We start from the raw sequence: 23,532 nt of genomic DNA, 5'->3' as shown, positions 1-23,532 counted from the left end.
CTTCTGGCCGTTTGCTGCCCTTCCTAGAGGCAGCATTCGGCTAAAGCGTGACACGCTATCGATTCCCTTTAGTGAAAGAAAATTAGTAAAAGTGGTAACTACGAATTCCGTTTTCGAGCGGATTTTTTTCTTTAACAAAAGTTTAGGCTTCCGGTATTATTAACTGAACGAATGGCGCATTCATTGTGTGAGATATGGCTTTGTGCTACTATGCGCATTGAGCATATTCAAAGGAATGAGGTCTGTGGCAAGTGTAATTCCTAATATTGAGCAGATTAAAAAATCTAGGCAAGCACCTACGCTTGGTGAGTTGCACTTGCTCGAAGCTCTCAGCCTAATGTTCGACGAAAACACAAATGTTTTTTTTCAACCTTGCTTCAATGGCGACAGGCCAGACATTGTATTGCTCAATAAGGAGTTGGGCGTTGTGGTGCTCGAGGTTAAAGATTGGGATCTTCAGCGGTATAGAGTATCTTCAGATAACGTTTGGAGCTTGAGGAGTAACGGGCAAATAATTAAATCCCCTTTTGCACAGGCCTTTGCATACAAGAAAGCATTTTTCGATGTTCACATTAACGGGCTTTTAGAAAAGAATATAAGGAATGAAAGGTTTTTTAATATTGTCAATGTGTGTGTGTATTTTCACTGTGCTGATAAAAAGGGGCTTGAGGATTTTTATGGCCCAGCTATCGAAGGCCTAAACTGCCAGCTTAGAGTTAATGAAAGTAATTTCAAGTCAAAAAAAATATCACACGAAAGCTATGATAAGAAACGAAAGTATCTGGAGAGCAAGAAGAAAAAGCTTACTAGGGATCTGACGCTATTGTCAGTAACCAGGGACAATCTACAGAGAATCTCGTTTAGCAAAAATTTACACGGCATAAGTTTTCACGAAACTGTGTATAAAGAATTTTATCGTTTATTATTTCCCCCTTATCACTATGCGAATGAGGGGAAAGAGCTGCAATATAGCAAGCTACAATCAAGGCTATGTGAAAGCTCACAGGGAGCCAGAGCTAAAATTTGCGGTGTGGCTGGCTCAGGAAAAACTACTGTATTGGCAAAACGTGCGGTGAACGCGCATAAGCGCCATGAAGGTGCCGTTTTGATTTTGACCTTCAATATCACTTTGCAAATGTATATTAAAGAAAAAATCAGTGAAGTTCGTGACGGTTTTTCATGGGCTAATTTTGAGATTGCGCACTATCATGGATTTATGAGTTCTGCGTTTAACAATTATGGTATTCAGATTGATTTTAAAGATTTGTCGTGGGAGGAGTTGGAAGATCGCTACTTTTCAAATGAAATTATTTTTCAAAGTATCGAAAGTGTTCGACGATACGATACGATTTTGGTAGATGAAGTTCAAGACTATAAGCCAGAATGGCTAAGAATAATAAGGGATAATTTTTTAAGCTCAGATGGCGAAATGGTGTTGTTCGGGGATGAAAAGCAAAATATTTACGCGCGAGCTATTGATTCCGAAAGACGATCTAAGCTGATCGATGGCTTTGGACGGTGGGAAAAGCTAACCAAAAGCTTCCGATTCAAACAAGATAGCCATATCATGAAAGTTGCCGCTCTTTTTCAGGCGACCCACCTCCTGGAGAACTATGACTTGGATGTGGATGAGTCTTACCAGCCGTCTCTGTCGATGCTAGGGGTTAACGCCTACTCTTATTATCATGAGGATGATCTGGATAAATGTGCGAAATTAATTGTAAGTCTAACAAAAAAAGAAGGCTTGCATCCAAATGACCTGACAATAGTGTGCTCCAGGGAAAGTGTGCTTCAAAATTTGGATTATCATCTCCGTAACGGGGAAGGGCATAAGCAGCGCACGCTCACGACGTTCGCCACTCTAGAAATGATGCAGCATCCGAAATTTAATAAGTCTGCAAAGGCTCTTGGTAATTCAAAGAAATTTGGGTTCAACCTCAATAGTGGAGTTACTAAACTATCCACTATTCATAGCTTCAAAGGATATGAGTCCCCGCTTGTTGTTCTTCTTGTCTGTGACAAAGATTCTGCTGAGATAATTTATACCGGGCTTACTCGGGCAAAGGAAAGCATTGTTGCATTTATATCTGCTGGAAGTGTTTATGAAGATTTTTTTGAAAAAAATTTTGATCCATTGAATAGCATTATTTAATAGCTTCGATGGGTATAACTTCGATGCGATAAAGAAAAAGTGTTCAGACGTTGATACGTCAAGAAGGTATGAAGATCGAGCGATGGCGAACATGGCCACAAATCGCAGAGAATGAAACAACCCTGCTGTGTGAAAATCGCACCGCCGGTTATCCGCTTCGCTCGTCATGAGCAGTTGTATCCATAGGATAAGAGGTGGAATTGTGGCGCCATTCAAAGTATCGCGGCGTTTAGAGAGAAACTGAATTCCTCTATTTCGACAATGACGATACGACGGCCCCATCTGAACGTCTCCTTTTGGCCGAAAGCCGCCATAAGCAGAGCCCTCAGCCAACAACAACCATCCGCACAGCAACAAACCAATCAACCCCCAACTTCCCTTACCGACAACCCCCTCCAAACACCTCCCCCCTCCCCACCCAAACAACCATCCCCCCCAACACCAACACCCCCAACACCACCCACGGAATTCCCCCCGCCCCCCACGTCGCCAACATCACCCCACCCACCACCCCACTCCCCGCAAACGCCAGGTTAAAAACCGTCACCAACATCGACTGCGCAATATCACCCCCCTCCCCGGCAACGTCCGCCAAGGCGGTCTGCAACAAGGTCGGCGCCCCACCAAAACTCAAGCCCCACAGCACCATGCCCATATAAATCGCACTGACAGACAGCCCACCCACCCCAAAGGCAAACGCCACCAAGGTGAAGGCCGACAGGCTCAGCACCATCAGGCGCCGCACCCTGCCATCAATCAGCACGCCCGTGATCCACAACCCAAACAGGGCCGCCACTCCGAACGCGAAGAGCCCCTGCTCCACCTGGTCAGCCATCCCGACGGAGGCCAGGAAGGCGGCGATGTAGGTGTAAAGCGTGTAGTGCGCCAGTATCCAGAGCATGACCACGGCCAGTACAGGCCGCACACCTGGGGTCAGCAGGACGGTGCGCAGGGGCAGGCGTCGGTCGGGGCGCTGGCCTGGGTAGTCGGGCACGTTGAGGCAGGTCCAGGCCATCAGTAACAGGCTCAGCCCGGAGAGCGTGCCGAACACCCAACGCCAGCCCAGGAGCTGGCCGAGCCAGGCGCCCAGCGGTACGCCGAGGGCCAGGGCCAGTGGGATGCCGAGCATGGCCAGTGCCATGGCGCGGCCGTGCAATGCCGGGGGGACCAGGCGTCTGGCGTAGCCGGCCAGCAGGCTCCAGGCCAGGCCGGTGGCGATGCCGACAAAGAAGCGGGCAGCCAGCGTCAAGGAGAACCAGGGCGACAGCGCTGTCACCGCGTTGCACACAACAAACACCGCGATGGCCAGCAGCAGCACCAAACGCCGGCTCCAGCCCTGGAGTGCGAGGGTCAACGGAATGGCTGCCAACCCGGAGCCGAGTGCGCACAGGGTCACCAACTGGCCCGCCCAAGCTTGCGACACGCCGAATGCCTCGGCGATTTGTGGCAGCAGCCCTGCGGGGACGGTTTCGTTGGCGGTGGCGATGAAGCTGCCCAGTGTCAGGGCCAACAGGGCCGCCAGTGGCAGGCGTGCGGTGGTGCGAAGTTCGTGCTCGCCGGGTGGATTTAAAACGCTATTTTCAAGTTGCGATTCGCCGTTCATGACCTGTGCTCAACGGGATAGGAAGCGCCAGTGTGGGGAATTGCATTGGTTTTGATAATTGGCCTACCCTTTGATGAATTTTCAAAACTGAATTGAATATGGCCACTGACCGATTGGGTGATATGCGTTTGTTTGTCGAGGCGGCGGCACTCGGCAGTTTGTCGGCTGCAGGGCGCAAACTGGCGCTGTCGCCTGCTGCGGCCAGCGCGCGGCTTATCAAGCTGGAGGCGGCGTTGCGCACCAAGTTGTTTGATCGCACCACGCGCCAGCTGCGCCTCACGGAAGAAGGCCGGTTTTACTTGCAGCAGTGCTGGGTCGCGTTGCGGGCGATCGATGAGGCCGAAGCCGGGCTTCAGGCCAGTCAAACAGAGGTGCGGGGCAAGGTGCGGATATCCGCGTCGGCTGATTTTGGCCGTAACCTTTTGAACGACTGGCTGGAGGCATTCAGCACGTTGCATCCGCAGTTGTGCGTGGCGCTGACCTTGTCGGATTCGGTGTCGAACCTGGTGCAGGACGATGTCGACCTGGCCATCCGGTTTGGCCAGCCCCAGGACAGCTCGATGATCGCCAAGCAACTGGCGCCCAATTGGCGGGTACTCTGCGCCTCGCCCGATTACCTGGCGCGATACGGCGAACCTCAAACACCCGCCGACCTGGATCAGCACAAATTCATTGTGCTGGTAACGTCCGCAGGCCCCTTGAACACCTTTCACTTCACGGTGGACGGCCAGGAATGGAACCACACCGTGCCCATGAGCCAGGCCTGGGAAACCAACGATGGCGCACTCGCACGCGCCTGGGCGCTGGCCGGGCACGGCATCGCCCGCAAGACCATTTGGGACGCCGCAGCCGATATCCGTGCCGGAAGGCTGAAGGTTCTGTTACCGGAGTTTTGTGTGCGTGAGGCTGGTGTTTACGCGGTGCTGCACGGCAATCGCTACAGGGCTCCCCGGGTGCGGGTGCTGCTGGATTTTTTGACTAAGCAGTTTGGTCGCGCCACCGAAGAGCTGTTGCTCGACCTTGAGGTGCCGCGTGTGGGGAGGTTGTGAGCCTGTTATGGCAGCGTGGAGGCTTTCTGTCTACGATGCACCTGCCCGTTATCTTCACGTTGGCCATCGAAGATAAACACTAAAAGCTTTATAAAAACTTAGATCATCAAATCCACCAAATGCAATGACACATGTTATCAGCAGGAATAATCCATGAAGAGCAAGCAGGTATACGATCTAACGCTCGCAGACTTGAATGCCCATAGTGTTTGGTTTTTCCCCATGGATGAAACCGTGAGAAACGAGGCCAGTGTTTGTCCTTTGCTTGAAAAAGATGATATTGGGGAAAGATGCTGTGTTGTCAAAACCCGCTTTGTAGGCAGCGACAACTCTGAATATGCGGGTTACGTTTACTGGGCCGACAGCCAAGAAGCAAGGCATTTACAGCCTGTGCTATTTGTTCGAAATGACTGCTACGTTACCTTTTGGAACGGGATGAGTGTTCCAACCTGGAGTGATGGACCTCCAGAGGTGCAAGCGCTGAGAAAAGTACTCCCCCTGTCGTACTATTCAGAGTCGTTCGAAGGCTTGCCAGCGGTAACCGGAACGTTAGAGGGGCTTTATTACAGGGACCACACTAAAACCCTCTGCTGCATACGTTAATAAAACACTGCATGTATCGAGCGCTAAAGAACAACGAGCCACTCACCCCAGCTCAGTCCTATACCGAAAGGATCTACACCATGGGACACCTTGTCGTGGCTCACGCGATGAACGTGATGCCGGCGCTGGAGCCACTTTCCACGTTACCCAAGAGCATTGGCTGGTCATTGCACAGGGATGAAAACACCACGTCGTTCTACCTGGACACGTTCAAGGCCGGCGCAGAACGCAAATGGCCCTTCACGTCCATGCCGCCCATCAAGGATGTACCCCTTGAGCTGCCTGAACAACTGGCAGCGTTGTCGCGGGTGTACACGGTGCTTGAGAGCGCCCGGCTAGCCAACACCTTCAAGAGAGCGTTCTTGAACCTCAACCTGGCGCTTAGTAAAAGCCTTCAATTAGACATTTGCAGCGTTTGCACCGATGACGACGGGCTGGATTTTGTGTGCATCTCGTCGAAGGGTGAACTGCAAAGGTTGCGTTGCGTGTGCGGTGATCTGGAAATCACTTATGAGCCTGGGACAGTCACGGTCCAGCCGCTGCTGCTGGAGGGCGTTGAAGGCTGCGATGTGAGTAGTCTGCATGACCCGGAGAATGGGATACAGGTATTGAGGCGGGATAGAGCGCCGTCGTCGTTGCTGCATGGGGTGGCTTCGGCAGAAATCATGGGTTTTCTAAAAACAGAGAGCCCACCGCTGGGCCTGGGTTGCCTCGATGGCATGGAGGTCACACCGATGAAGATCGCAAGTTCTGAGAGGGCTTCGCTGGCGCCTGAGGTGATTGTTCAGAAGGCCTGGTGGAGGTGGTGGTAGTGCCCTCTATACCCATCCAAGCGTAATCAACTCCTGTAAGGTGAAGCATGGTGACCATAGAAATATCAGAACACGCCGACTGGAAACTTTTCGAGGACGTGGCTCAGAAGCTTGAACAAGCGCTGGGCGGTTACTGGAAAGAAAAAGTCGACGGCCTGGATGAGCGCTACTGGGATCTGATGGCGGGTGAACAGATGCTCACGTTGCACCTTGAACACTATCTGGGCATTTTGGTAGATGTACCTGATAACGCCGATGAGATGGCTCAACGAGTACGTGCGTTGTTTGAATAGCCTGGCTTTAACCATTCTTAGCTGCAGACTGTGAGGGTTGAGAGATTCGTAGTCGGTTCGTAAACTTGAGTCTTTCGTTGATGACTTCCCGAAGATGGAAACTAATTTGTCGCTGCAGATCGAACGCGCAGTCTATGACGAGTTCATCCGGCTGTGGGGTCAAGGAGGCTTCAAGCATCAGCGATTGGGCCAAGCCTTCTATAATCACTTCAACCTACACAAACTCAACGATCAAGATTCATTGCGCAAACTCTACGAGGCTGATGGTGAAAAAGCTTCGAGGTTAATTTTGCGCCTTTTTCATTTTCACGGACCGGCAGCTTTGTCGTCTGCATGACCCGGAGAATGGGATACAGGTATTGAGGCGGATAGAGCGCCGTCGTTGTTGCATGGGGTGGCTTCGGCAGAAATCTTAGGTTTTCTAAAAACAGGGAGCCCACCGCTGGGTCTGGGTTGCCTCAATGACATGAAGGTCACACCGATGAAGATCACAAGTTATGCGTTGGCTTCGATCGGGAGTTTCGAACGCCAGCGGTTGAGCTTCATACTCCCCTTGAACAAAGCGCTTCGCAAAGCGATGCTCCTGTCGAACCCGAATGTTGGACGCTGCTGTGAAGATAGTGAAATCTACCCGTTTTGACGATGTCGACCACGATTTAGGGTATGAGTACCGTGGCTATAATCACAGCGTGCAGAACGAAGGGAATATGTTCCTGATCAGAACATACGATAACGAACCAGGGCGTGCGACTGTCGTGAGTCCGACCAGGGCACAGGCCAACGGCCCCCTTGGGCAGCTTGTCGCTTTCTTGCAGACGGCGCTGGGGGTCTCTCGGATCTGGCTCTACAAAAGTGATGTGGGAAGCTACGCCGAGATCGACCTTGAAACATTGGAATTCCTTACCCTATAAATTCAACGGCGTTGGCACGTGGTGTTTTTACAAAGTCCGAGCCGGCAATGACGCCAATGACAACACGCAATTTCAACCAGCACTGGGCACCAGCATGATCGGAACTTGAATACTTGGAGCCCCCTTTCCTCCCGGAGTCAAATAGAGGTCTTTCATGGATAGACGGTCCACGGCCGCCACAACGAGATTGTCGATCATCGGATCGCCACAGCTCTTGACCAGATAGGCCTTGGAACGGGTGTCCCCCACTGCAAACTGATAAAGCACGGTGACCGTGAAGGTCTGACCGGATGCCCTGACATGCTTGAACACCGAAGACATCACCAAGCGAATGCGTTGTTGGCGTACCAATCCTTCAATCCATAACCGGTTGTATTTCTGCACCTGCTCGGCGTCGAGTTCAACCCCTCGCGCCAACAACGGCCGCATCGCCTGCCAGGCTGAGTCGCCATATTTCTGCGTCGCCTCAACATAAAGCTTCAAAGCTGCGGGCACATCATGTGTACCGCCCTGACCGTGCTCCATCATCCCACCCAGCGCCACCGCACCCGCTCGCCCCGCCAGTCGGTAGTAATCACGGGCCTTGACCAGATCAGCGGGTTCGCCCACCCCATCGTGCGCCATGCGTCCGAGTTCAACATAGGCATATGGGTCATCCTTTACCGCTTCGAGATACAGGCTGCGGGCCTTACCGAAATCCTGAGTGACGCCATTTCCGCTCTCGTAAAACGTGCCGAGTACATGCTGGCACGTCGCATTGCCAGCATTGCTCCCCTCCTTCACCATTTTCAGGCTAGCGGATGCAATCTCTCTGCTATAAATGGCTTCATGGCAGGCATTGCTCTGGCTGTCGTCACGCGTGTAATCGAAGGTGCCAAACGGCTCGTAGCGGGTGCTTTGCAGGTCCATCGATGCCGGATTATTTCGTGCCGTCTTGATGTAGGCAGCGGTGTTTTTACCCATATCGCTCAGGCTTTGGCAACCAGCCAAGGCGAACAACAGCGCAATCAATGATAGGTTCCGAGTCATACTTTATCTGTGTCCTTACATGCCATGACGGAAATATTGAGCGGTCGCAAGGGTACTACTGCGAGCGCCTGAAATCATCATTCATGGCCTGCTCATATGCCTCGATCACGTACAACAGGTAATTGCCTTCAGGAGTATCCCGAAAGGCTCTGTACATCGTTGGAGAACAGAGGCGCGCGCTCAACTCGACTATTTGCGCCGACCCCGGAGTGTCTGGATATTGCCAACGCGGTGACGCCGAAAGCGCCCTGACTTCAGCGACCAAATGAGCGGTAATGACGGGGTTCAAAATCATAGGCGGGCTCGCCTGTATTGAAGGGACTGAGGGAGCAATTCGCGAGTGACCACCGGGGACGCTTACGTGACCATCACAGCGAGAACCGCCAAATTCCCCCCTATCCCAACCACCACCCACACAAACGCCACCAGCGCCTTGAACACCTTGCGCGAAGGGCTGAAAACAACCCCAAGCAAGGCGCCGATGGCGGCGAGCGGAATACGCGTGAGCTGTGGAGGATTGTTTTCTACTGATCTCATTTCCTGTGACCTTTTTGAAGCGGGTGCGTGAAGAATGCGAAGCAACGGGGACGAGTCAGGCTGAGGTGAATGGCCCCCATTGGCCGCCGTTGTTTATGGTCAGAGTGGGAACCACAGTGAAAAGTCAGTTATCGAGTACTGACTGTCAAATGCGCGCTTTGGGTGAGTTTCTGCCTGTGGCGACTGGCAGGTTTGGGTTTTTCATACGATTGGCGCGGCGATTAGTGAACGGATAAACACAGTGCAGATCATCGCCGCAGTTCTCGCAGCGGCTAATGCCAGTCAGTCAAGCTGACTGGCATTAGCCATCAAGAGCCGGCTGTTGACATCCCCGTCTGTCGACGAAGTGGCTGGCCGTCTGCGTCCTTTACAGCACCTGGAGCGCTTGCGGTCAGGTCGGCCAGATCGTGGCTCGGGCCGGCTGGCTGTCGAGAGGGTATTTGTAGTCCTTGGTGTCCGAGGCCTCGATCTTGAAGTGCTTCAATGCATCAGCCACCCATACGGCAGAGAGCTCGTGATTGGCATATTTCTCTTTGCTGCAGTAGGTAATGCGGGTCGATTTCTGCAGAAACGACTGGTATCCCTTAGCCATTTTAATATTCCTTTTCAAATAGGAGGACGGAGCAAACAGGGGTCAGAGCACACGACTGACTTCACTTGGCGACCAACGCAGTTCTGTGTCCCTGCCCCGGTAGGGCGCCACTTTCACGCGCCGATCTCCAAAGGCACGCAGGTCCCAGCTCGGGTTGTAAGACAGGCACACAATAAAAGGGTAGCCCAGGTGCCACAGGTTGATGTCGAGATTGGGGGCGAACGGGCGCAGCACGGCCTCCTTCTCTTCGGCCGCTCCGCCACTGTCCCATTGCAGAACGCCGCAGGTCTGGGCGTTGATCAAGTAGAAAGGTTGAAAGCCGTATTTTGGCGGTACCGGCTGCGCGTACCACAGTGCCTTGCTGGCATCACCCGCACTGTCGTTTTCCAATATGACGCGCCCCGGAACCTGAGGGTCGGCGGCGATCTGCCAGGTGCTCCAATGTTCGCTGCGAAACTTCAGGAAACGGATCGCTTCCCCCTGGAAGATATCGTTGCAAGTGACCTTCGCCGTACCGTCTTCATCAGTATGGAGGTCAGCGGAAATCTGAAGCTCCAGCCGCAGCGTTTCACCCGGATTGCCGAAGCCGATCACGTAGGCATCGCCACCCTTGTCCTGGAAGGTGCCCCTGCCGTAGCCGATCAGCCCATAGCTGGCGCCGGCATAGGGGCATGGCACGCAGCGAAGGGAATCATCGCGCCAGCGATGCAGGGTCGCCTCCGAGCCGCCGCATTTATGCCTGAGGAAATCGATGATGTGATCCGGCGGGCTGTAGCGGCTTTCCCGTGGCCAAAATTCCGTCGCCAGCAGTACGATTGCGCCCTCGAGTCCCATGGATTCGACACCGGACTCGAACGTATTCCAGAACTGGTTGATCTCGGGTACGGCGCTACCGATAGCGGGGGCCGTGAAATACTCTTCCCGTCCCTCCAGCGTCTTGCGGTCGATCACGCGTACCTTGATACCGGGCCTGCCGACGGCACCGGCGGCCGATTTTTGCTGTGTCATGTTGCCGACGGTCAAGCTGGAGTAAGCCCAGGTCGAATGGACGTTCAGGTAGCGGCCCAGATAGTGGTCCAAGGCCTTCTGTGCCGCGATGCGTCGCTTGTCGTCGGCAATGAAAGCGTAGACCGGCTTGAATTCCCGTCCGACGACGACTGGTTTTTTCCCGACGGAAGTCACCCAATCGTTCGTCTTTTCGGCATACCTCGCCGGCTTCGTGAAGATGGCGTCGGAGAAGATGTTGTTGTTGCCGCCCTCAGTGGTGACTGAGGCTTCACGGCTCTCGATGTACTGCCTGCGCTCGACCGTATCATCAAGCGAACCGTCAGCCTTGAAGAAGCTGCCGTACTCGGCCTCCAGCTCGACCTTGATCTTTTCGAGCTCCGTGACTTTGGATTTCTGCACCAGGACCTGGAAGTACAGATTGCCGCCCAGAGCGATCGAGGTCACCACGTCGGTCCCGAACATGTCGAAGAACCTGTAGAATTTATGCGCTTCTTCGTGGTTGAACAGCGTAGGCAGGCGGTCGACTTCTGCGCTGAACTTGGACGAAAGCACCGCGGCCGAAACCGCGTCGAGCTTCGCGCCGCCGAAGACCAGGCGCAGGGTCCGCACGGCGGCCGTGTTGTCTTGGTGGGAGGTGTATTTACTTTCAAAGTTGAAATGAAATTCGGCGGAAAATTTGCCATAGCTGGCAGTCGTATTGAATTCGAGCTTTGTTTCGCGACGATAATCCAGAATCGATTTGTAGAATGATGAGTAATCTTCGCGACGTGTGTCCGTGTGCCGCTGGATGCCGGCGCCGGATGCCGGATCAAATACGCGCTCTTTCGGTGACTGGGCTGCGCTGAGGCGGTTTCGACCATGGCCGAGATCGCCGTTGAGCTCCTTGTAATCCGCAGTTTTGATAACGTTGGCTGTGTCTATTTCGCCATTCATGGCTCGCTCCTGCCCAGTAGTGGGTTAATTGATCATTGCGTTATTGAGTTTGGCGTTGGCCTTATTGGGGCGATTCAATATGGCGGCGGTGGCGATCATGGCGCCAGGCCATGGCGGGATCACTTCGGTATCAGTTCGGTATCAGACGCGACGATGGGAAAGAAGTGAGCCCCGATGGGGCGAGGGCTGGGCTTCGCCAGAGGACTTTATCCAGGGGCAGTGGCTAAGCGTTCAGGGGCAGGAGCGCGTACACAGCCGCATCTGCTGTGGATGCGATGTGCGAGACGATGTGCTGATCAGCGACTTTGATGGAATGAGCACGGTTCCAGCGATGGCCCGAAACAGGACCTTCACTTTCAAAGGCAAGCGTTCGTGTTGAAGCGACTCGACTTGGAGTTGGAACAGATGAGCTTCGGTCCATCTGTCCCCTCCACTCCCCAGCAATGGCGAGCCGCTACCGTCATGGCTTCAGATCACCCAAAGGATCATAGGGGCGCGGTTTCTGCGCCGGCGCTTTCTCCTTGTCCAACGGCGCAATCGCCGGACCTATGGGGTCAACCTGCGGGTCTTCCAAATCCGGCGAGTCCGGGTCGAAGCCCAGTTCATCTTCGCCACTGCGATGTTCGTCCGAACGGGGGCCTTTCGGGGGATGGCTCATGGTGGTCTCCTGATTTAAAGCGGACGTGCCTTGTCGTGAAGGTTTTCCAGGTCTTCTTCTACCTGTTCCACATCGTTGTCCTGACGCTCCGCCGGGTCATTGGGGCGTAGCGCATCGTTGTCGCGCTCCTCTTCGCCGGGTGTGCGGTCAGGGTTGGGCGTACCAGGCGGCGGCTGTTTGTATTCGGGCATGACGGTTCACCTTTCAAGTGGGTGGCCTACACCGTTTTAGAGAAAGCCCCGCGAACCATCGTTCAACTCTTTTGCGCAAGCATGAGAAGATGCCGCCCTGCCCCTCCTGGAGAGCTGAACCGGATGTTCGAACTCAAACCCTGCGACCCCGCCACCTACCGTCAACTCACCCGCCGCAGCACGCTGATTATCGCCGTGGTGTTCGTGGCCCTGGCCATGTTGCTGTCGAGCCTGGCGGTGATGCTGTTTGGCGAGCCCGGGGGTGACAACTTCCGCTTCAACGTCGGGGGTGTGTTTGCTGGCGTGTTGGTCACCGTCGCCCTGGTGCGTGGCCCGCTGTGGAACCAGCCGTGGTTGGCGCCGGCGTTGTATGGCTGGCAACTCAAGCGCAGCCTGATGAGCATCACCAACGTGATGCACCGGGTCACCGAGGGCGTACAAGCCAACGACCCGACCGCCCTCAAGGTGCTGCGTTTCTATCACCTGGGGCTGACGCAGATGCATGCGCTGGATGCCAATTCCAGCGCCCAGGCGCAGTTGGTGGGCGAGCTTGAAGCGCACAAGGCGAAGCTGCAGGCGCTGGGGATCGACACCGAGCAAACCCGGTTCGACCCCGCCTGGCTGGAACGCTTTAAAAGCGCTTAGGCGAGCACGCCGATGCGTTGCTCATCGGGCCAGAACAGCGCGGCCTGCCCGCAGGGTTGGCCGGCGTTATCGAGCAACGTCCACACCACCCCGGCGTGGATCATGAACGGCTCACCCTGCGCGTCCACCCGCCAGCCGCTGTAGCCGTCGGCGATGCCATTGGCAGTGACCTGCTCCAGCAGCACCTGACGTGCGGCGCGGTCGAGTTCCGAGGCGCTGAAGCGCGACGGCATGCCGATGAAGTCTTCACGCGGGTACTTGAAGCAGGCCAGCGCGCAGGCGTTGACGTAGGTAAACAGCGGGTCGGCGGCGCCGTCATGGGCCAGCAGGCTGTAGGGGGCCTCGGCGTGCAGCCAGGCCAGGCGTTGTGGCGGGTCCAGGTGTTCGGGGGCCGGCAGTCCCTGGCCGGTCCAGTGTCGATATGCCTCATCCAGCACGCTTACGAAGTTTTCTTGAAGGGACACACACAACCTCACATCGTCAGTGGGAAACCTTTGCCCGCCAGCAGAACACCGCGCTCAGTGCAATCGCGGCGCCTGCCAGGCCGAATACCCAGGGGGCCGACGCCACCGGCAGCAACAAACCGGCCAGCAGCGGCCCGAGCCCCGCACCCACGTCGCGCCACACCGCGTTGGACGCCAGGGCAGAAACGCGCATCGAACCCGGGTTGCGCTCGGCCACCAGGGTGGTCACCAGCGGCAGTTGCAGGGCGCGCAACACCAGCACCGCCGCCGCGCCGACGATCACCCAGTAGCTGCCAAACGCAGTCAGGGCCAGGGCACTCAGGAATGAAAACAGCAGCAACATCGAGGTGGCGCCAAAGCGCTGGGCGGCCCGGCCACCGAGGGGGCTCAGGAGCATTTCCGAGGCATACCGCAGGGCCATCAGGCCACCGGCGATCAGCACCGCGTTGCCGCCCAAAATCTTCTGCGCCTGGATCGACAGGCCAAAAATGAACAACCCATCCAACGCCACGCCTTCGATAAACGACCAGGTCGCCACGCTGTCCGGCCACTTGAAGCGCCGCCCGGTGCTGTGCAGGTCATGCCTGGTGCGCGGCAGGCCGTGGGCCGCCCATAGCCCCAGCAGGCAGCAGCCGGCCAGAATCGCGAAGATCGGACGCGGCCCCGCCCACAGCGTCAGCCAGCCGCCCAAAGGCAGCGCGAGCATCGGCCCCAGCGCGATCATGGCCCGCGAGCGCCCTGCCCTCCGCGCCGCGCCTGCGGGTTCGGAGGTGGCCAGTACTTGGGTCGACAGGTTCAACGCGGCAAAGCACAGGCCCCAGATCAAGCGCAGGCAGAGCAGCGCCGCAAAGCCCGAGAGCATCGAGTTGCCCAGGGCGCACACGGTCGCGGCGCCTGCGGCGATCATGCAGGTGAGGCGGTCACCGTTGCGCGCGTAAAAGTTGAGGACATGCCGGTAGCCGAAAATCCGCACCAGGCGGTTGGCCGCCAGCAGCACCCCGGCCTGGGCCAGGGTGATGCCGAACGCCTGGGATTCCATGGGCAGCAGCAGGTAGAGCAACACGTCACTGGGCAAGCATAAAGCCAGGGTCAGCGCGGCGCGGCGGGAAGACACATCAGCAGTGCGTTGGGCCAGGCTGGACATAAATCTGAAACATCCCGAAATATTCAGGTCGCCACGGTAGCCTTCCCGAACGGTGTTTTACAACGCTCAATCACGCCTTTTTGTCATACGGCAACAAGCGCAAGACGCTCGCCACCGCGCCCACCAGGGCAAACCCGCAGCCCAGCCACAGCGCGTATTGCGGGCCACTGCCCAGGGACAAATGGAAACAGAACGCTACCAACGAGGCCCCCAGCGTTTGCCCCAGCAACCGCGAAATCGCCACGATGCCGCTGGCCCCGCCGCTGCGGGCCAAGGGTGCGCTGGTCATGATCGCCTTGAGGTTGGGTGACTGGAAGAACCCGAAACCGGCACCGCACAACGCCATGCGCCAGCCGATATCAAACGCCGACGCGCCGCTGCCCAGGGTCGCCAGTGCAGCCATGCCCACGCTCAGCATCAACAGGCCTATGCCGCACAGCACGCCCAGGGACACCCGGTCCGCCAGGCGCCCCGCCACCAGGGCCATCACCGCCACCACCGCCGGCCAGGGCGTCATCAGAAAACCGGTTTCCACCTGACTATGGCCCAGCACCGCCTGCAACAAAAACGGCAGCGAGACAAACGCCAGGCCCTGGGCACTGAATGCGCAGATCGCCGTGAGGGACGACAGGGCAAACACCGGAAGCTTGAACAGGTCCACCGCCAGCATCGGCGCCGGGTGCCCGGCCTCACGGCGCAGCAGCAAGGCGCCACACACCAGCGCCACCGCAATCAGGCCCAGGGTCAAGGCGCCTTGCGCGCCATGCACCGCCGTGCCCAGGCCCAGCACCAGCAAGGCAAACAACCCGGCACACAACACCGCAGCGAAGCGGTCGAAGGCGTGGCCGGTCAATGGCAGCACCGGTAATGAACGCAGGCCCAGGCCCAATGCGAGCAGGCCCAGCGGCACGTTGATCAGGTACAACCAGTGCCAGGTCGCCACCGACAGAATCGCCGACGCAGCGGTCGGCCCCAATGTGAACGCCAACCCCACCACCAGCGAGTTGTAGCCCAGGCCGCGCCCCAGCATCTTCGACGGGTAGATATGCCGCAGCAGCGCCGTGTTAACACTCATCAGCGCCGCCGCGCCCAGACCTTGTGCCACTCGCGCAGCAGTCAGGGTCAGCAGCGAGCCGGCCAACCCGCAAAACAGCGACGACACGATAAACAGCAGCAACCCGCCGAGGTACACCCGACGGTGCCCCAGCACATCGCTCAAGGACGCAAACGGCAGCACCGTGGCGATAATCGCCAGCTGGTAGGCATTGACCACCCAGATCACCGAGGCCGAATCGGTGCCGATGCCCTCGGCCAGCGTAGGCAGCGCCGTGTTGACGATCGCCGTGTCCAGGGTTGCCATGCCGATCCCCAAAGACAGGGCGATCACGGCCGGCAAGCGTTTATTGGAGGGCAACCCATCGGCGACAGAAGACATGAACAATCCACACAGGTGACGAAGGCCTCTAGAGTACGGGCAGACGGGATTTTTTTCAGTGGCCTATTGCCTGGCTGTCAATATTTTCATGTTCGCCAATGCCCGGTCTTCGCCATCAGCGCCACCGCGTCGGCAAACCCGGGCTGGGGTGGCGTGTTCAGCGTGACCAGCCCCACGCAGCGGGTGGGCTTCAAGGTGGCCGCCTTGGCCGCCACCCGCGCGCCCTGCTCCACGCCCGCCAGGACGGCCTCGGGAATATGCAGGGCGTTCATCAATTCCAGCACCTCCTGGCCCAGTGTCCCATCATCGCTGTCACGCAGGTACGGCACGATCACCCGAAACCCTTGTGCCGCCAACGGCCCAGTGACGGTGGCAAACACCTGGGTGTCGGCCGCCAGCAAAATAATCGCGTGCCCCTCTTCCGGCCCGAAGCGCTCATAGCTAATCTCCTGGTCATCGGTGCTGACCGTTTGCACGGCAAACGCCGGCGCACACACCGCCACTGCCGCCAGCAGCATAAAACCTCGACGATCAAACATCCCTCACCCCCACAATCAATTCACTGCCCAGCCACGTGGCCAGGTATTCGCCTGCGCGCATCACGCCGGCCTCTTCGCCCAGGCGTTCCACCAAAAACTCGCACAGCCCGGCAAAACTGCCGTCGGCCTGCACCTGTTGCAGCGCCGCCAGTTCCAGCGCATCCACCTGGCGCAGGCGCGAGGTGAATTGGCGACGCCATACCAACATGCCGCCCGCCTGTTCCAGCATCACCGCCTCGGGTGCAGCGTCTTCCTGCCACAGTGCCGACCAGATCGCCTCGGCATTCGTCGTCAGGCCATGGCAACGCAGGGACGGCGTCAGGCTCAGCACGGCGCTGTCCCAATCCAGCTCGGCCAGCACCTGCGTGGCGAGTGGCGCGGCGTCGGCGGCCACGAACACCTCATTCAGGGCCGATTCGATCCAGGCCAGCTCATGCACATCGGGGTTGCGCGGGAACACCTCTTTCAAGGTGGCGTAGAAACCTTCCGGGTAAGCGTCCAGGGTCCAGGCATGGGGCGGGTGATTGTCGATATGGGTGATGCTCGCCGCCAAAAACGCCTCCTCGCCGACCCACCGGCGCAGGTGGGGAAACGCCTGTTCCAGGCAGCCCACCAACTGGGCGCGGTAGTTGTTCTGGTACACCGCCAGGCCTGCGACGTTATTGCCGAGCAACTGCGCGGACTCATCGGACGGGTTCACCAACCAGTGGCTGAAGACCTGTTGCAGTTCCGCCAGGTTCATCGCTGCGCTCCCAACGCCCGTGCCATCGACAACTCACGCAGCAGCTCGGTCAGCGGCGGAATCTCATCATCGCGTTCAATCATGGTGGCTACGGGACCGAGCCGGGTCATGGCCTCGGCATACAGTTCCCAGACCCCGGCGCACACCGGGCTGTCATGACTGTCGATCAACAGCTCGCGGCCCTGGCTATGCCCGGCCAAATGCACCTGGCGCACGCGCTCGGCGGGGATACCGTCCAAAAACGCCAAGGCATCAAAACCGTGGTTGCTGGCACTGACGAACACGTTGTTGACGTCCAGCAGCAACTCACACCCGGTGCGCTTGGCCATGGCAGCGATGAATTCCCACTCACTCATGGACGCGCCATCGAACGCCAGGTAGCTCGACGGGTTTTCAAACAGCATCGTGCGGCCCAGCACGTCCTGGGCCTGATGAATATTGGCGCAGACTCGGTCGAGGGCTTCGTCGGTATAGGGCACGGGCAACAAGTCATGGGCATTGAAACCAGCACTGCGCGACCAGCTCAGGTGGTCGGAGACGAACAGCGGTTCCACCTCGTCCACCAACGACTTGAGGCGCAGCAAATAATCGGTGTCCAGCCCTTCAGCGGTACCGATGGACATGGACACCCCATGCAGCGCCACCGGGTAACGCTCGCGCACCTGGCGCAGGATATGCCGGGGCTGGCCGCCTGCGACCATGAAGTTTTCGGAGATCACTTCGACGAAATCCACGGGCACCGAGGTCTCCAGGAAGTCGCAGTAATGCTCCTTGCGCAGCCCCAGGCCGTAGCCGGAAAAGGGGGGGTTGGATGCGGACATACGAGGTTCTCCGTTAAACCTGTAGAAGCAAGCCTGCTCGCGAAAATCCTGAGAACGCCGCGTACTTTCTGAACGCTCGCGTCATCGTTGACGATCTTCGCGGGCAAGCCCGCTCCCACAGGAGGGGTGAGGCGTTACTTGGGTTCAGTCAGCGTGCCACCCGCCTTGAGGCATTCGGACGGGGTCTTGACGATCACGCCCTCACCCTTGCAGCTGTTGAGGCCCTTGCAATCGTTCTTGGCCGTGGCGCACAGGCTGGTGCCCTTGCAGGTGTTGACGCCGTAGCAACGGCCGGGTTTTTCCGCTTGGTCGGCGGCGCTGGCGGCAGTGGCGAACGAGGCAGACGCCATGGCGATCATTGCAGCAGCGGCAGCGAGGCTCAGGCGGGATTTGAGTGCAGTGTTCATGGGTGTTTCTCCAGGGGGGTGGGTGAATTACTTGATGACGGATGCCGCGTCTTCGATGACCTTCGCCACAGCCTCAGGCTGGGAGATGTACACCGAGTGGCTGGCCTTGATTTCGGTGACCTTGGAACCGGCGCGCTTGTACATCCAGCGCTGCAGGTCGGGGCTCAGGGCACGGTCTTCGGTGGACACCACGGCGTAGGTCGGCTTCTTGTGCCAGGCCGCGGCCCATACGGTGCCGCCGAACAGCGCGGTGGTGGCCGGCACTTGGGAGGCGGCCATGAAGTCGGTGCGATTGGTGGTCAGGTCGGCCGCAAAGTCGGCGTTGAATTTGGTGCGGTCGAAGAACAGGTGGCCGTCGCGGCTCGGCTTGATGTCATCGCTGGGCGACGGCATGGAGCCGATCAACTGGGCCATGTTTTCGCCCACTTCGGGTTGCAGCGCCGAGACGTAGACCAGCGCCTTGACCTTGTCGCGGTCGCCGGCAATCGAGATCACCCCGCCACCGGAACTGTGGCCCACCAGCACCACCGGGCCGACTTGCTGCTCCAGCACTTCGCGGGCTTCGGCCACGTCGGCGGCGAGGTTTTCGTGGCCTTGGTGCACCACGGTGACCTTGTAGCCCTTGTGAATCAGGATGTCGTGCACCACGCGCCAGCCGGAACCGTCGACAAACGAACCGGGCACGATCACCACGCTTTTACCGGCGCCGGGCTGTGGGGCATCGGCTGCCTGGGCGAACATTGGAACCGTCAGGGCCATGGCAATGGCCAGGGAAGAAAGCATACGCATTGGAACTCTCCATCACAGTTGGGAACGTTTGCCTGAGATCAGGCGGTCCAGGGACCAGGCACCGCCGCCGTAGGCCAGCAACGGCAACAACAAGCCGGCCCACGTCAGGTGCACCGGCCAGGCGTCGGGGTACACGAACACCTCGATCACCAGGGTCATGCCCAGCAGCGCGGCCGCCGCCGGGCGGGTCAGCAGGCCCAGCACCAGCAACAGCGGGAACAGGTGCTCGGCATAGGTCGCCAGGTGCGCGGCCCAGTCGGGCGGGATCAGCGGCAAGGCGTATTCCGAGCGGAACAGCGTGTAGGTCGATGGTTTGAGGTTCAGGAAACCCGTGACCTTGGTGCGCCCCGACAGAAAGAACACCGCCGCGATCCCCAGCCGCGCCACCAGCAACAGCAACGCTTCGGGCAGCAGGCGCTGGATCAGCACCGCCGGGGCCGCTCGGCTCATGGCTGCTCCGTCAGGCTGCCGAAGCCTTTGGGGGTCTTGATCTGGGTGCAGGTGCCTTTGTCCACCAGCACCCAGGCGTTGCCCTGGTAGTCGGCGGTGGCGGTGCCGGCGCACGAGGTGCCTTTGCCGGCTGCGCAGTCGTTGGCCCCGGCGAGGGACACGCCAAAGCATTTCTCCTGGGGTTTGGCCTCATCGGCATGGGCCACGGCGGCGAAGGCGCTGAGGGACAGGGCAAGGGTGGCCGCGAGGGCGGCGTAAGGACGCTTCATCGGTGTATCTCCTGGCTTGACTGAGTGTGGCCAGGGCGCGTGTGGCGGTGGTTGACCGCCTGCGCCGGCTGGTGAACAGAGTTAAAGCCAGGCGTGTATCCGGTCTGTGTCGCGAACGCGATAGAACGTCATGCCGGTGTATCAGGATGGGGCGTGGATACAGTTCGATACACAGCCAAATAACAGACGCCAAACCACCGCCGTTTTATTCGGCATCCCGAACGACACAATTAGAAATATTCGCCTTTCCGAACGCAGCCGCTTGTGCGCGTTCGACGACCGCAAAAATCACCATAAATTTCATGCGGTTGTTGTCATCTTTGTTACATGCCAACTGGCATACATTCTGCTTTATCCATGTTTCTGGTAATAAAATGTTTCAGCTCTGAGACAGTCTCATCCCCTGAAACACGCTCCGTGAAACGCCTATAAAAACGACCATGCCCCAAAGGAGGGCGGCCTTCCGACTTTTTGATCGACATCAACTTTCCAAGACTGCTGCTGCACATCTGCACCCAAAAGGGCGAATGGCCTGATCGCCAATAACAAGCCCGACTATAAAAAGGACGAATTGATGAGCTCGAGCAAGAACCACGCAGTGTCCTGTATGGACGCAGACCCCCTGGCCCCGGCAGCCGCCGAGAGCGCCATTGGCTTTGGCCCCTTCCTGTTACTGGCACGCCAGCATGTATTGCTGCGCAACGGCGAGCCCGTCACCCTCGGCAGCCGTGCCCTGTACCTGCTGATCGCCCTGGCTACCCGCGCCGGCGAACTGCTGGAGAAATCCGAACTGATCTCCTTTGCCTGGCCCAAGGTGGTGGTGGAGGAATGCAACCTGCGTGCGCAGATCGTCGCCCTGCGCCGGGCCTTGGGTGACGACGGCAACTTCAGCTACATCGTTACCGTACCGGGCCGGGGTTATCGTTTTGTAGCACCGGTAACGCTGCAAACCGCCAGTGAAGACGCCTTGCCGGTGCCCTACGTGCGGGTCGAAGAAAGCGCCCTGCCGACGCCTTGCGCCGAAGTGATCGGCCGCGATGGCTTGATCGCCAACCTGGCCGACCAGGTGGTGAGCCAGCGTTTCGTGACCATCACCGGCCCCGGTGGCATCGGCAAGACCACCGTGGCCATGGCCGTGGCGCAGCGACTGGCCAGCGACGCCGACCTGGCCACCTGCTTCGTCGACCTGGCGCCCGCCACCAGCGGGCAATGGGTGGCCGGCATGCTCGCCAGCGCCTTGGGCATCCAGACCATCAGCGACGACCCGCTGCACAGCATCACCGCCACCCTCGCCGAACGCCGCTTGCTGCTGGTGCTCGACAACTGCGAACACGTGCTGCCCGCCACCGCCACCGCCGTGGAAAGCCTGCTGCGCCACGCGCCCCACTGCTGCGTGTTGACCACCAGCCGCGAGCCCCTGCGCGCCGACGGCGAACGGGTGCACGACCTGGCGGCGCTGCAAGTGCCGGACGAACACGCGCGCCTGAGTGCCGGCGAAGCCCTGGCCTGGTCCGGCGTGCGCCTGTTCGTGGAACGCGTGCGCGCCCTCGACCCCGATTTCGTGTTCCACGACGCCGACGTCGCTGCGGTCAGCGCCATCTGCCGCAAGCTCGACAGCAATGCGCTGGCCATCGAGATCGCCGCCGCCCGCGTGCGCACCTTTGGCATCCAGGATTTGGTCGGGCTGCTCGACGGCAGCTTTCGCCTGCAGATGACCGCCCGGCGCACCGCCCTCGCCCGCCACCGCACCCTGAGTGCCACGCTGGACTGGACCTACGCCATGCTCAGCAGCGACGAACAGGCGATGCTGCGCCAACTGGCGGTGTTCACCGGTTCGTTCACCCTCGACGCGGTCAAGGCCATGACCGCCAGCAGCAGCCTCGACCCACGCAACGCCTTGCCGCTGCTCGAAAGCCTGATGGACAAGTCCCTGCTGATCGCCGGCGAATCGCAGCTGCTCAAGCGCTACCGCCTGCTGGAAACCACCCGCGCCTACGCCCAGGAAAAACTCACCGAACATGGCGAAACCCACTTCACCGCCCAGCGCCATGCGCGTTACGCCCTGGGCGTGTTGCAGGAAGCCGGACAGACTCTCGACGGCCTCTCGCCGGAGACCTGGCTGGCGCTCTACGGACCCGAGATCAACACCATTCGTTCAGCCCTCGACTGGGCGTTCTCGATGGCCGGCGACCTGCCCCTGGGCATCGAACTGACCCTGGGCGGCGTGCCGCTGTGGCTGCGCCTGTCGTTGGTCAGCGAATGCCGCACCTGGGTGGAAAAAGGCCTGGCGAGCAACGCCATAGCGCCGTTGCCACTGCGCCAGCGCATGCTGCTGCAGACGGCCCTGGCCAGTGTGCTGATGCTCACCTACGGCACCGGCGGCCCCATGCGCGAAGCCTGGCGCCAAGTGCGCGAAGACGCCCGCGACCTCGGCGATGCCGAGCACAAACTGCGCGCCTTGTGGGGCCTGTGGACCGACCGCTGCGGCTGCAACCAGTACACCGAAGCCCTGGAGCTGGCCGAGCGCTACATCGCCCTCGACAGCAGCGGCAACCAGCAATTGCTGGGCAAACGCATGCGCGCCGTAGCGCTGTTTCACATGGGCGACCTGGCGGGCGCACGGCAGAACATCGACGAAGCCCTCGGCTCTCCATCGGCGCCGCGTTCGCACATCATCGACGTGCATTTTGACCAACGCATTGCCGCGCGCTGCCTCAAGGCCAAGGTGCAATTGCTCGAAGGCGACGTCGATCCGGCGCTGCGTTTGATCGGCACCTGTGTGGACGAGGCCATCTCCCTCGATCACCCTGCGACGCTCTGGTACACCCTGTGCCTGGGGGCGATTCCTCTGGCGTTGCTGGCCTCTAATCTGCCCAAGGCGCGGCATTATTTGAGCTTGCTGCAAGACAGCACCACGCGTCAGGACCTGCACATTTGGCGGCAGTTTCGCTTGTGCTTCGAGAGCATTCTGTTGATTCGCCAGGGCTCGCCGGAAGAAGGCGTGCCGCAACTGGGCGAGGCGTTGCAGCAGTTGCAGGGCCAGGGGGACAGCCAGCTCTATAGCCTGTTGCGCTGTGAATATGCGCTGGGCCTGGCGCGCCTGGGCCTGGAGAAGCTGGCGCTGGAGGTGTTGGAGGACACGCTGCAATTGGCGGTGGGCCGCCAGGAGCGTTGGTTTGTGCCGCAGATGCTGCGGATCAAGGCGCAGTTGACGTTGCGTCAGGCGCAGTATGGGTCGGTGGATAAGGCCAAGGTGTTGTTGCGCCAGGCGTGGGTGGATGCGCAGTTGGCGGGGGCGCATTTTTGGCGGGCGCAGATTGCGGCGGATTTGGCGCGGTTGCAGGAGCCTAAATTGCGGATTGCTTCGTTGCCCAGGTTTCAGCATCGCTGAGGGGTTGGCTGAGTACATATCCGTTATTTGCGTAACGGCTGCGTATGGTTCCGCCCTTACGGCGG

Annotated in this window: 26 protein-coding genes; 9 read left to right on the top strand and 17 right to left on the bottom strand. The window is 58.7% G+C overall.

The window, feature by feature from the left end:
- The first annotated feature begins 244 nt into the window (after positions 1 to 244).
- Positions 245 to 2,152 carry a UvrD-helicase domain-containing protein gene (locus HX792_RS07255; protein ID WP_176995434.1) on the top strand — a complete coding sequence of 636 codons (1,908 nt, stop codon included), beginning with the start codon at positions 245 to 247 and terminating at the stop codon, positions 2,150 to 2,152.
- Between the two features lie 379 nt (positions 2,153 to 2,531).
- On the opposite strand, the gene HX792_RS07250 is transcribed toward HX792_RS07255, so the two are convergent.
- Positions 2,532 to 3,755, bottom strand: a complete 1,224-nt coding sequence (locus tag HX792_RS07250; RefSeq protein WP_176995433.1) for an MFS transporter — start codon at positions 3,753 to 3,755, stop codon at positions 2,532 to 2,534.
- A 98-nt stretch (positions 3,756 to 3,853) separates the two neighbouring features.
- On the opposite strand from HX792_RS07250, the gene HX792_RS07245 reads away from it, so the two are divergent.
- The 6 genes from HX792_RS07245 (at position 3,854) to HX792_RS07220 (ending at position 7,423) form a co-directional block, all read left to right on the top strand.
- Positions 3,854 to 4,804, top strand: coding sequence for a LysR family transcriptional regulator (locus tag HX792_RS07245; protein WP_176995432.1), 951 nt, complete (start codon positions 3,854 to 3,856; stop codon positions 4,802 to 4,804).
- Positions 4,805 to 4,957: 153 nt separating this feature from the next.
- A complete protein-coding gene (locus HX792_RS07240; protein ID WP_176995431.1) occupies positions 4,958 to 5,407 on the top strand; it encodes a hypothetical protein in 450 nt (149 codons plus the stop codon).
- 80 nt (positions 5,408 to 5,487) lie between these two features.
- On the top strand, positions 5,488 to 6,219 hold the full coding sequence (locus HX792_RS07235; RefSeq protein ID WP_176995430.1) for a hypothetical protein: 732 nt from the start codon (positions 5,488 to 5,490) through the stop codon (positions 6,217 to 6,219).
- Positions 6,220 to 6,266: 47 nt separating this feature from the next.
- Positions 6,267 to 6,512, top strand: coding sequence for a DUF3630 family protein (locus HX792_RS07230; protein ID WP_176995429.1), 246 nt, complete (start codon positions 6,267 to 6,269; stop codon positions 6,510 to 6,512).
- 94 nt (positions 6,513 to 6,606) lie between these two features.
- Positions 6,607 to 6,849, top strand: coding sequence for a hypothetical protein (locus tag HX792_RS07225; protein WP_176995428.1), 243 nt, complete (start codon positions 6,607 to 6,609; stop codon positions 6,847 to 6,849).
- A 259-nt stretch (positions 6,850 to 7,108) separates the two neighbouring features.
- Positions 7,109 to 7,423 carry a hypothetical protein gene (locus tag HX792_RS07220; RefSeq protein ID WP_176995427.1) on the top strand — a complete coding sequence of 105 codons (315 nt, stop codon included), beginning with the start codon at positions 7,109 to 7,111 and terminating at the stop codon, positions 7,421 to 7,423.
- Between the two features lie 72 nt (positions 7,424 to 7,495).
- Here HX792_RS07220 and HX792_RS07215 read toward each other — a convergent pair whose 3' ends face one another.
- The 6 genes from HX792_RS07215 to HX792_RS07190 all read right to left on the bottom strand — a co-directional run bounded on the left by HX792_RS07215 (position 7,496) and on the right by HX792_RS07190 (position 12,371).
- The gene (locus HX792_RS07215; protein ID WP_176995426.1) at positions 7,496 to 8,434 is read right to left on the bottom strand and encodes a tetratricopeptide repeat protein; all 939 of its coding nucleotides are present in this window, start codon (positions 8,432 to 8,434) and stop codon (positions 7,496 to 7,498) included.
- A gap of 375 nt (positions 8,435 to 8,809) precedes the next feature.
- Complete coding sequence (locus HX792_RS07210) at positions 8,810 to 8,989, bottom strand: hypothetical protein (RefSeq protein WP_176995425.1); 180 nt, start codon at positions 8,987 to 8,989, stop codon at positions 8,810 to 8,812.
- 391 nt (positions 8,990 to 9,380) lie between these two features.
- Entirely contained in the window at positions 9,381 to 9,581 is a 201-nt protein-coding gene (locus HX792_RS07205) for a hypothetical protein (RefSeq protein WP_176995424.1), read from the bottom strand.
- Between the two features lie 42 nt (positions 9,582 to 9,623).
- Positions 9,624 to 11,522: an MAC/perforin domain-containing protein gene (locus tag HX792_RS07200; protein ID WP_176995423.1), complete on the bottom strand. Its 1,899-nt coding sequence runs from the start codon at positions 11,520 to 11,522 to the stop codon at positions 9,624 to 9,626.
- 460 nt (positions 11,523 to 11,982) lie between these two features.
- Entirely contained in the window at positions 11,983 to 12,180 is a 198-nt protein-coding gene (locus tag HX792_RS07195) for a DUF6021 family protein (protein ID WP_176995422.1), read from the bottom strand.
- Between the two features lie 14 nt (positions 12,181 to 12,194).
- A complete protein-coding gene (locus tag HX792_RS07190; protein WP_176995421.1) occupies positions 12,195 to 12,371 on the bottom strand; it encodes a hypothetical protein in 177 nt (58 codons plus the stop codon).
- Positions 12,372 to 12,494: 123 nt separating this feature from the next.
- Here HX792_RS07190 and HX792_RS07185 point away from each other — a divergent pair, with 123 nt between their 5' ends.
- The gene (locus HX792_RS07185) at positions 12,495 to 13,016 is read left to right on the top strand and encodes a DUF3087 domain-containing protein (protein ID WP_176995420.1); all 522 of its coding nucleotides are present in this window, start codon (positions 12,495 to 12,497) and stop codon (positions 13,014 to 13,016) included.
- On the opposite strand, the gene HX792_RS07180 is transcribed toward HX792_RS07185, so the two are convergent.
- The 10 genes from HX792_RS07180 to HX792_RS07135 form a co-directional block, all read right to left on the bottom strand.
- On the bottom strand, positions 13,013 to 13,480 hold the full coding sequence (locus HX792_RS07180; protein WP_371319332.1) for an MEKHLA domain-containing protein: 468 nt from the start codon (positions 13,478 to 13,480) through the stop codon (positions 13,013 to 13,015). The genes HX792_RS07185 and HX792_RS07180 overlap by 4 nt on opposite strands.
- Before the next feature lie 16 nt (positions 13,481 to 13,496).
- Positions 13,497 to 14,624: an MFS transporter gene (locus HX792_RS07175; RefSeq protein ID WP_176995419.1), complete on the bottom strand. Its 1,128-nt coding sequence runs from the start codon at positions 14,622 to 14,624 to the stop codon at positions 13,497 to 13,499.
- A gap of 70 nt (positions 14,625 to 14,694) precedes the next feature.
- A complete protein-coding gene (locus HX792_RS07170; RefSeq protein ID WP_176995418.1) occupies positions 14,695 to 16,059 on the bottom strand; it encodes an MFS transporter in 1,365 nt (454 codons plus the stop codon).
- 86 nt (positions 16,060 to 16,145) lie between these two features.
- Positions 16,146 to 16,598 carry an alpha/beta fold hydrolase gene (locus HX792_RS07165; RefSeq protein WP_176995417.1) on the bottom strand — a complete coding sequence of 151 codons (453 nt, stop codon included), beginning with the start codon at positions 16,596 to 16,598 and terminating at the stop codon, positions 16,146 to 16,148.
- Positions 16,591 to 17,340 (bottom strand): DNA-binding domain-containing protein, encoded by a 750-nt coding sequence (locus HX792_RS07160; RefSeq protein WP_176995416.1) that lies wholly within the window; start codon positions 17,338 to 17,340, stop codon positions 16,591 to 16,593. Before HX792_RS07160 ends, HX792_RS07165 begins: the two co-directional genes overlap by 8 nt.
- Positions 17,337 to 18,161: a DUF692 domain-containing protein gene (locus tag HX792_RS07155; RefSeq protein WP_176995415.1), complete on the bottom strand. Its 825-nt coding sequence runs from the start codon at positions 18,159 to 18,161 to the stop codon at positions 17,337 to 17,339. Before HX792_RS07155 ends, HX792_RS07160 begins: the two co-directional genes overlap by 4 nt.
- 134 nt (positions 18,162 to 18,295) lie before the next feature.
- Entirely contained in the window at positions 18,296 to 18,568 is a 273-nt protein-coding gene (locus tag HX792_RS07150; RefSeq protein ID WP_176995414.1) for a hypothetical protein, read from the bottom strand.
- 27 nt (positions 18,569 to 18,595) lie between these two features.
- Positions 18,596 to 19,357 carry an alpha/beta fold hydrolase gene (locus HX792_RS07145; RefSeq protein ID WP_176995413.1) on the bottom strand — a complete coding sequence of 254 codons (762 nt, stop codon included), beginning with the start codon at positions 19,355 to 19,357 and terminating at the stop codon, positions 18,596 to 18,598.
- Positions 19,358 to 19,369: 12 nt separating this feature from the next.
- Positions 19,370 to 19,807, bottom strand: a complete 438-nt coding sequence (locus HX792_RS07140) for a DoxX family protein (protein WP_176995412.1) — start codon at positions 19,805 to 19,807, stop codon at positions 19,370 to 19,372.
- Positions 19,804 to 20,076, bottom strand: a complete 273-nt coding sequence (locus HX792_RS07135; protein ID WP_176995411.1) for a DUF2282 domain-containing protein — start codon at positions 20,074 to 20,076, stop codon at positions 19,804 to 19,806. The genes HX792_RS07140 and HX792_RS07135 overlap by 4 nt, the downstream gene beginning before the upstream one ends.
- 574 nt (positions 20,077 to 20,650) lie before the next feature.
- On the opposite strand from HX792_RS07135, the gene HX792_RS07130 reads away from it, so the two are divergent.
- Positions 20,651 to 23,467: a winged helix-turn-helix domain-containing protein gene (locus tag HX792_RS07130; RefSeq protein WP_176995410.1), complete on the top strand. Its 2,817-nt coding sequence runs from the start codon at positions 20,651 to 20,653 to the stop codon at positions 23,465 to 23,467.
- The last annotated feature ends 65 nt before the right edge of the window (positions 23,468 to 23,532 follow it).

It is taken from the genome of Pseudomonas sp. B6002 (genome assembly GCF_013385985.1).
Taxonomy (GTDB): Bacteria; Pseudomonadota; Gammaproteobacteria; order Pseudomonadales; family Pseudomonadaceae; genus Aquipseudomonas.
This window is presented reverse-complemented; position numbering and strand designations above follow the sequence as displayed.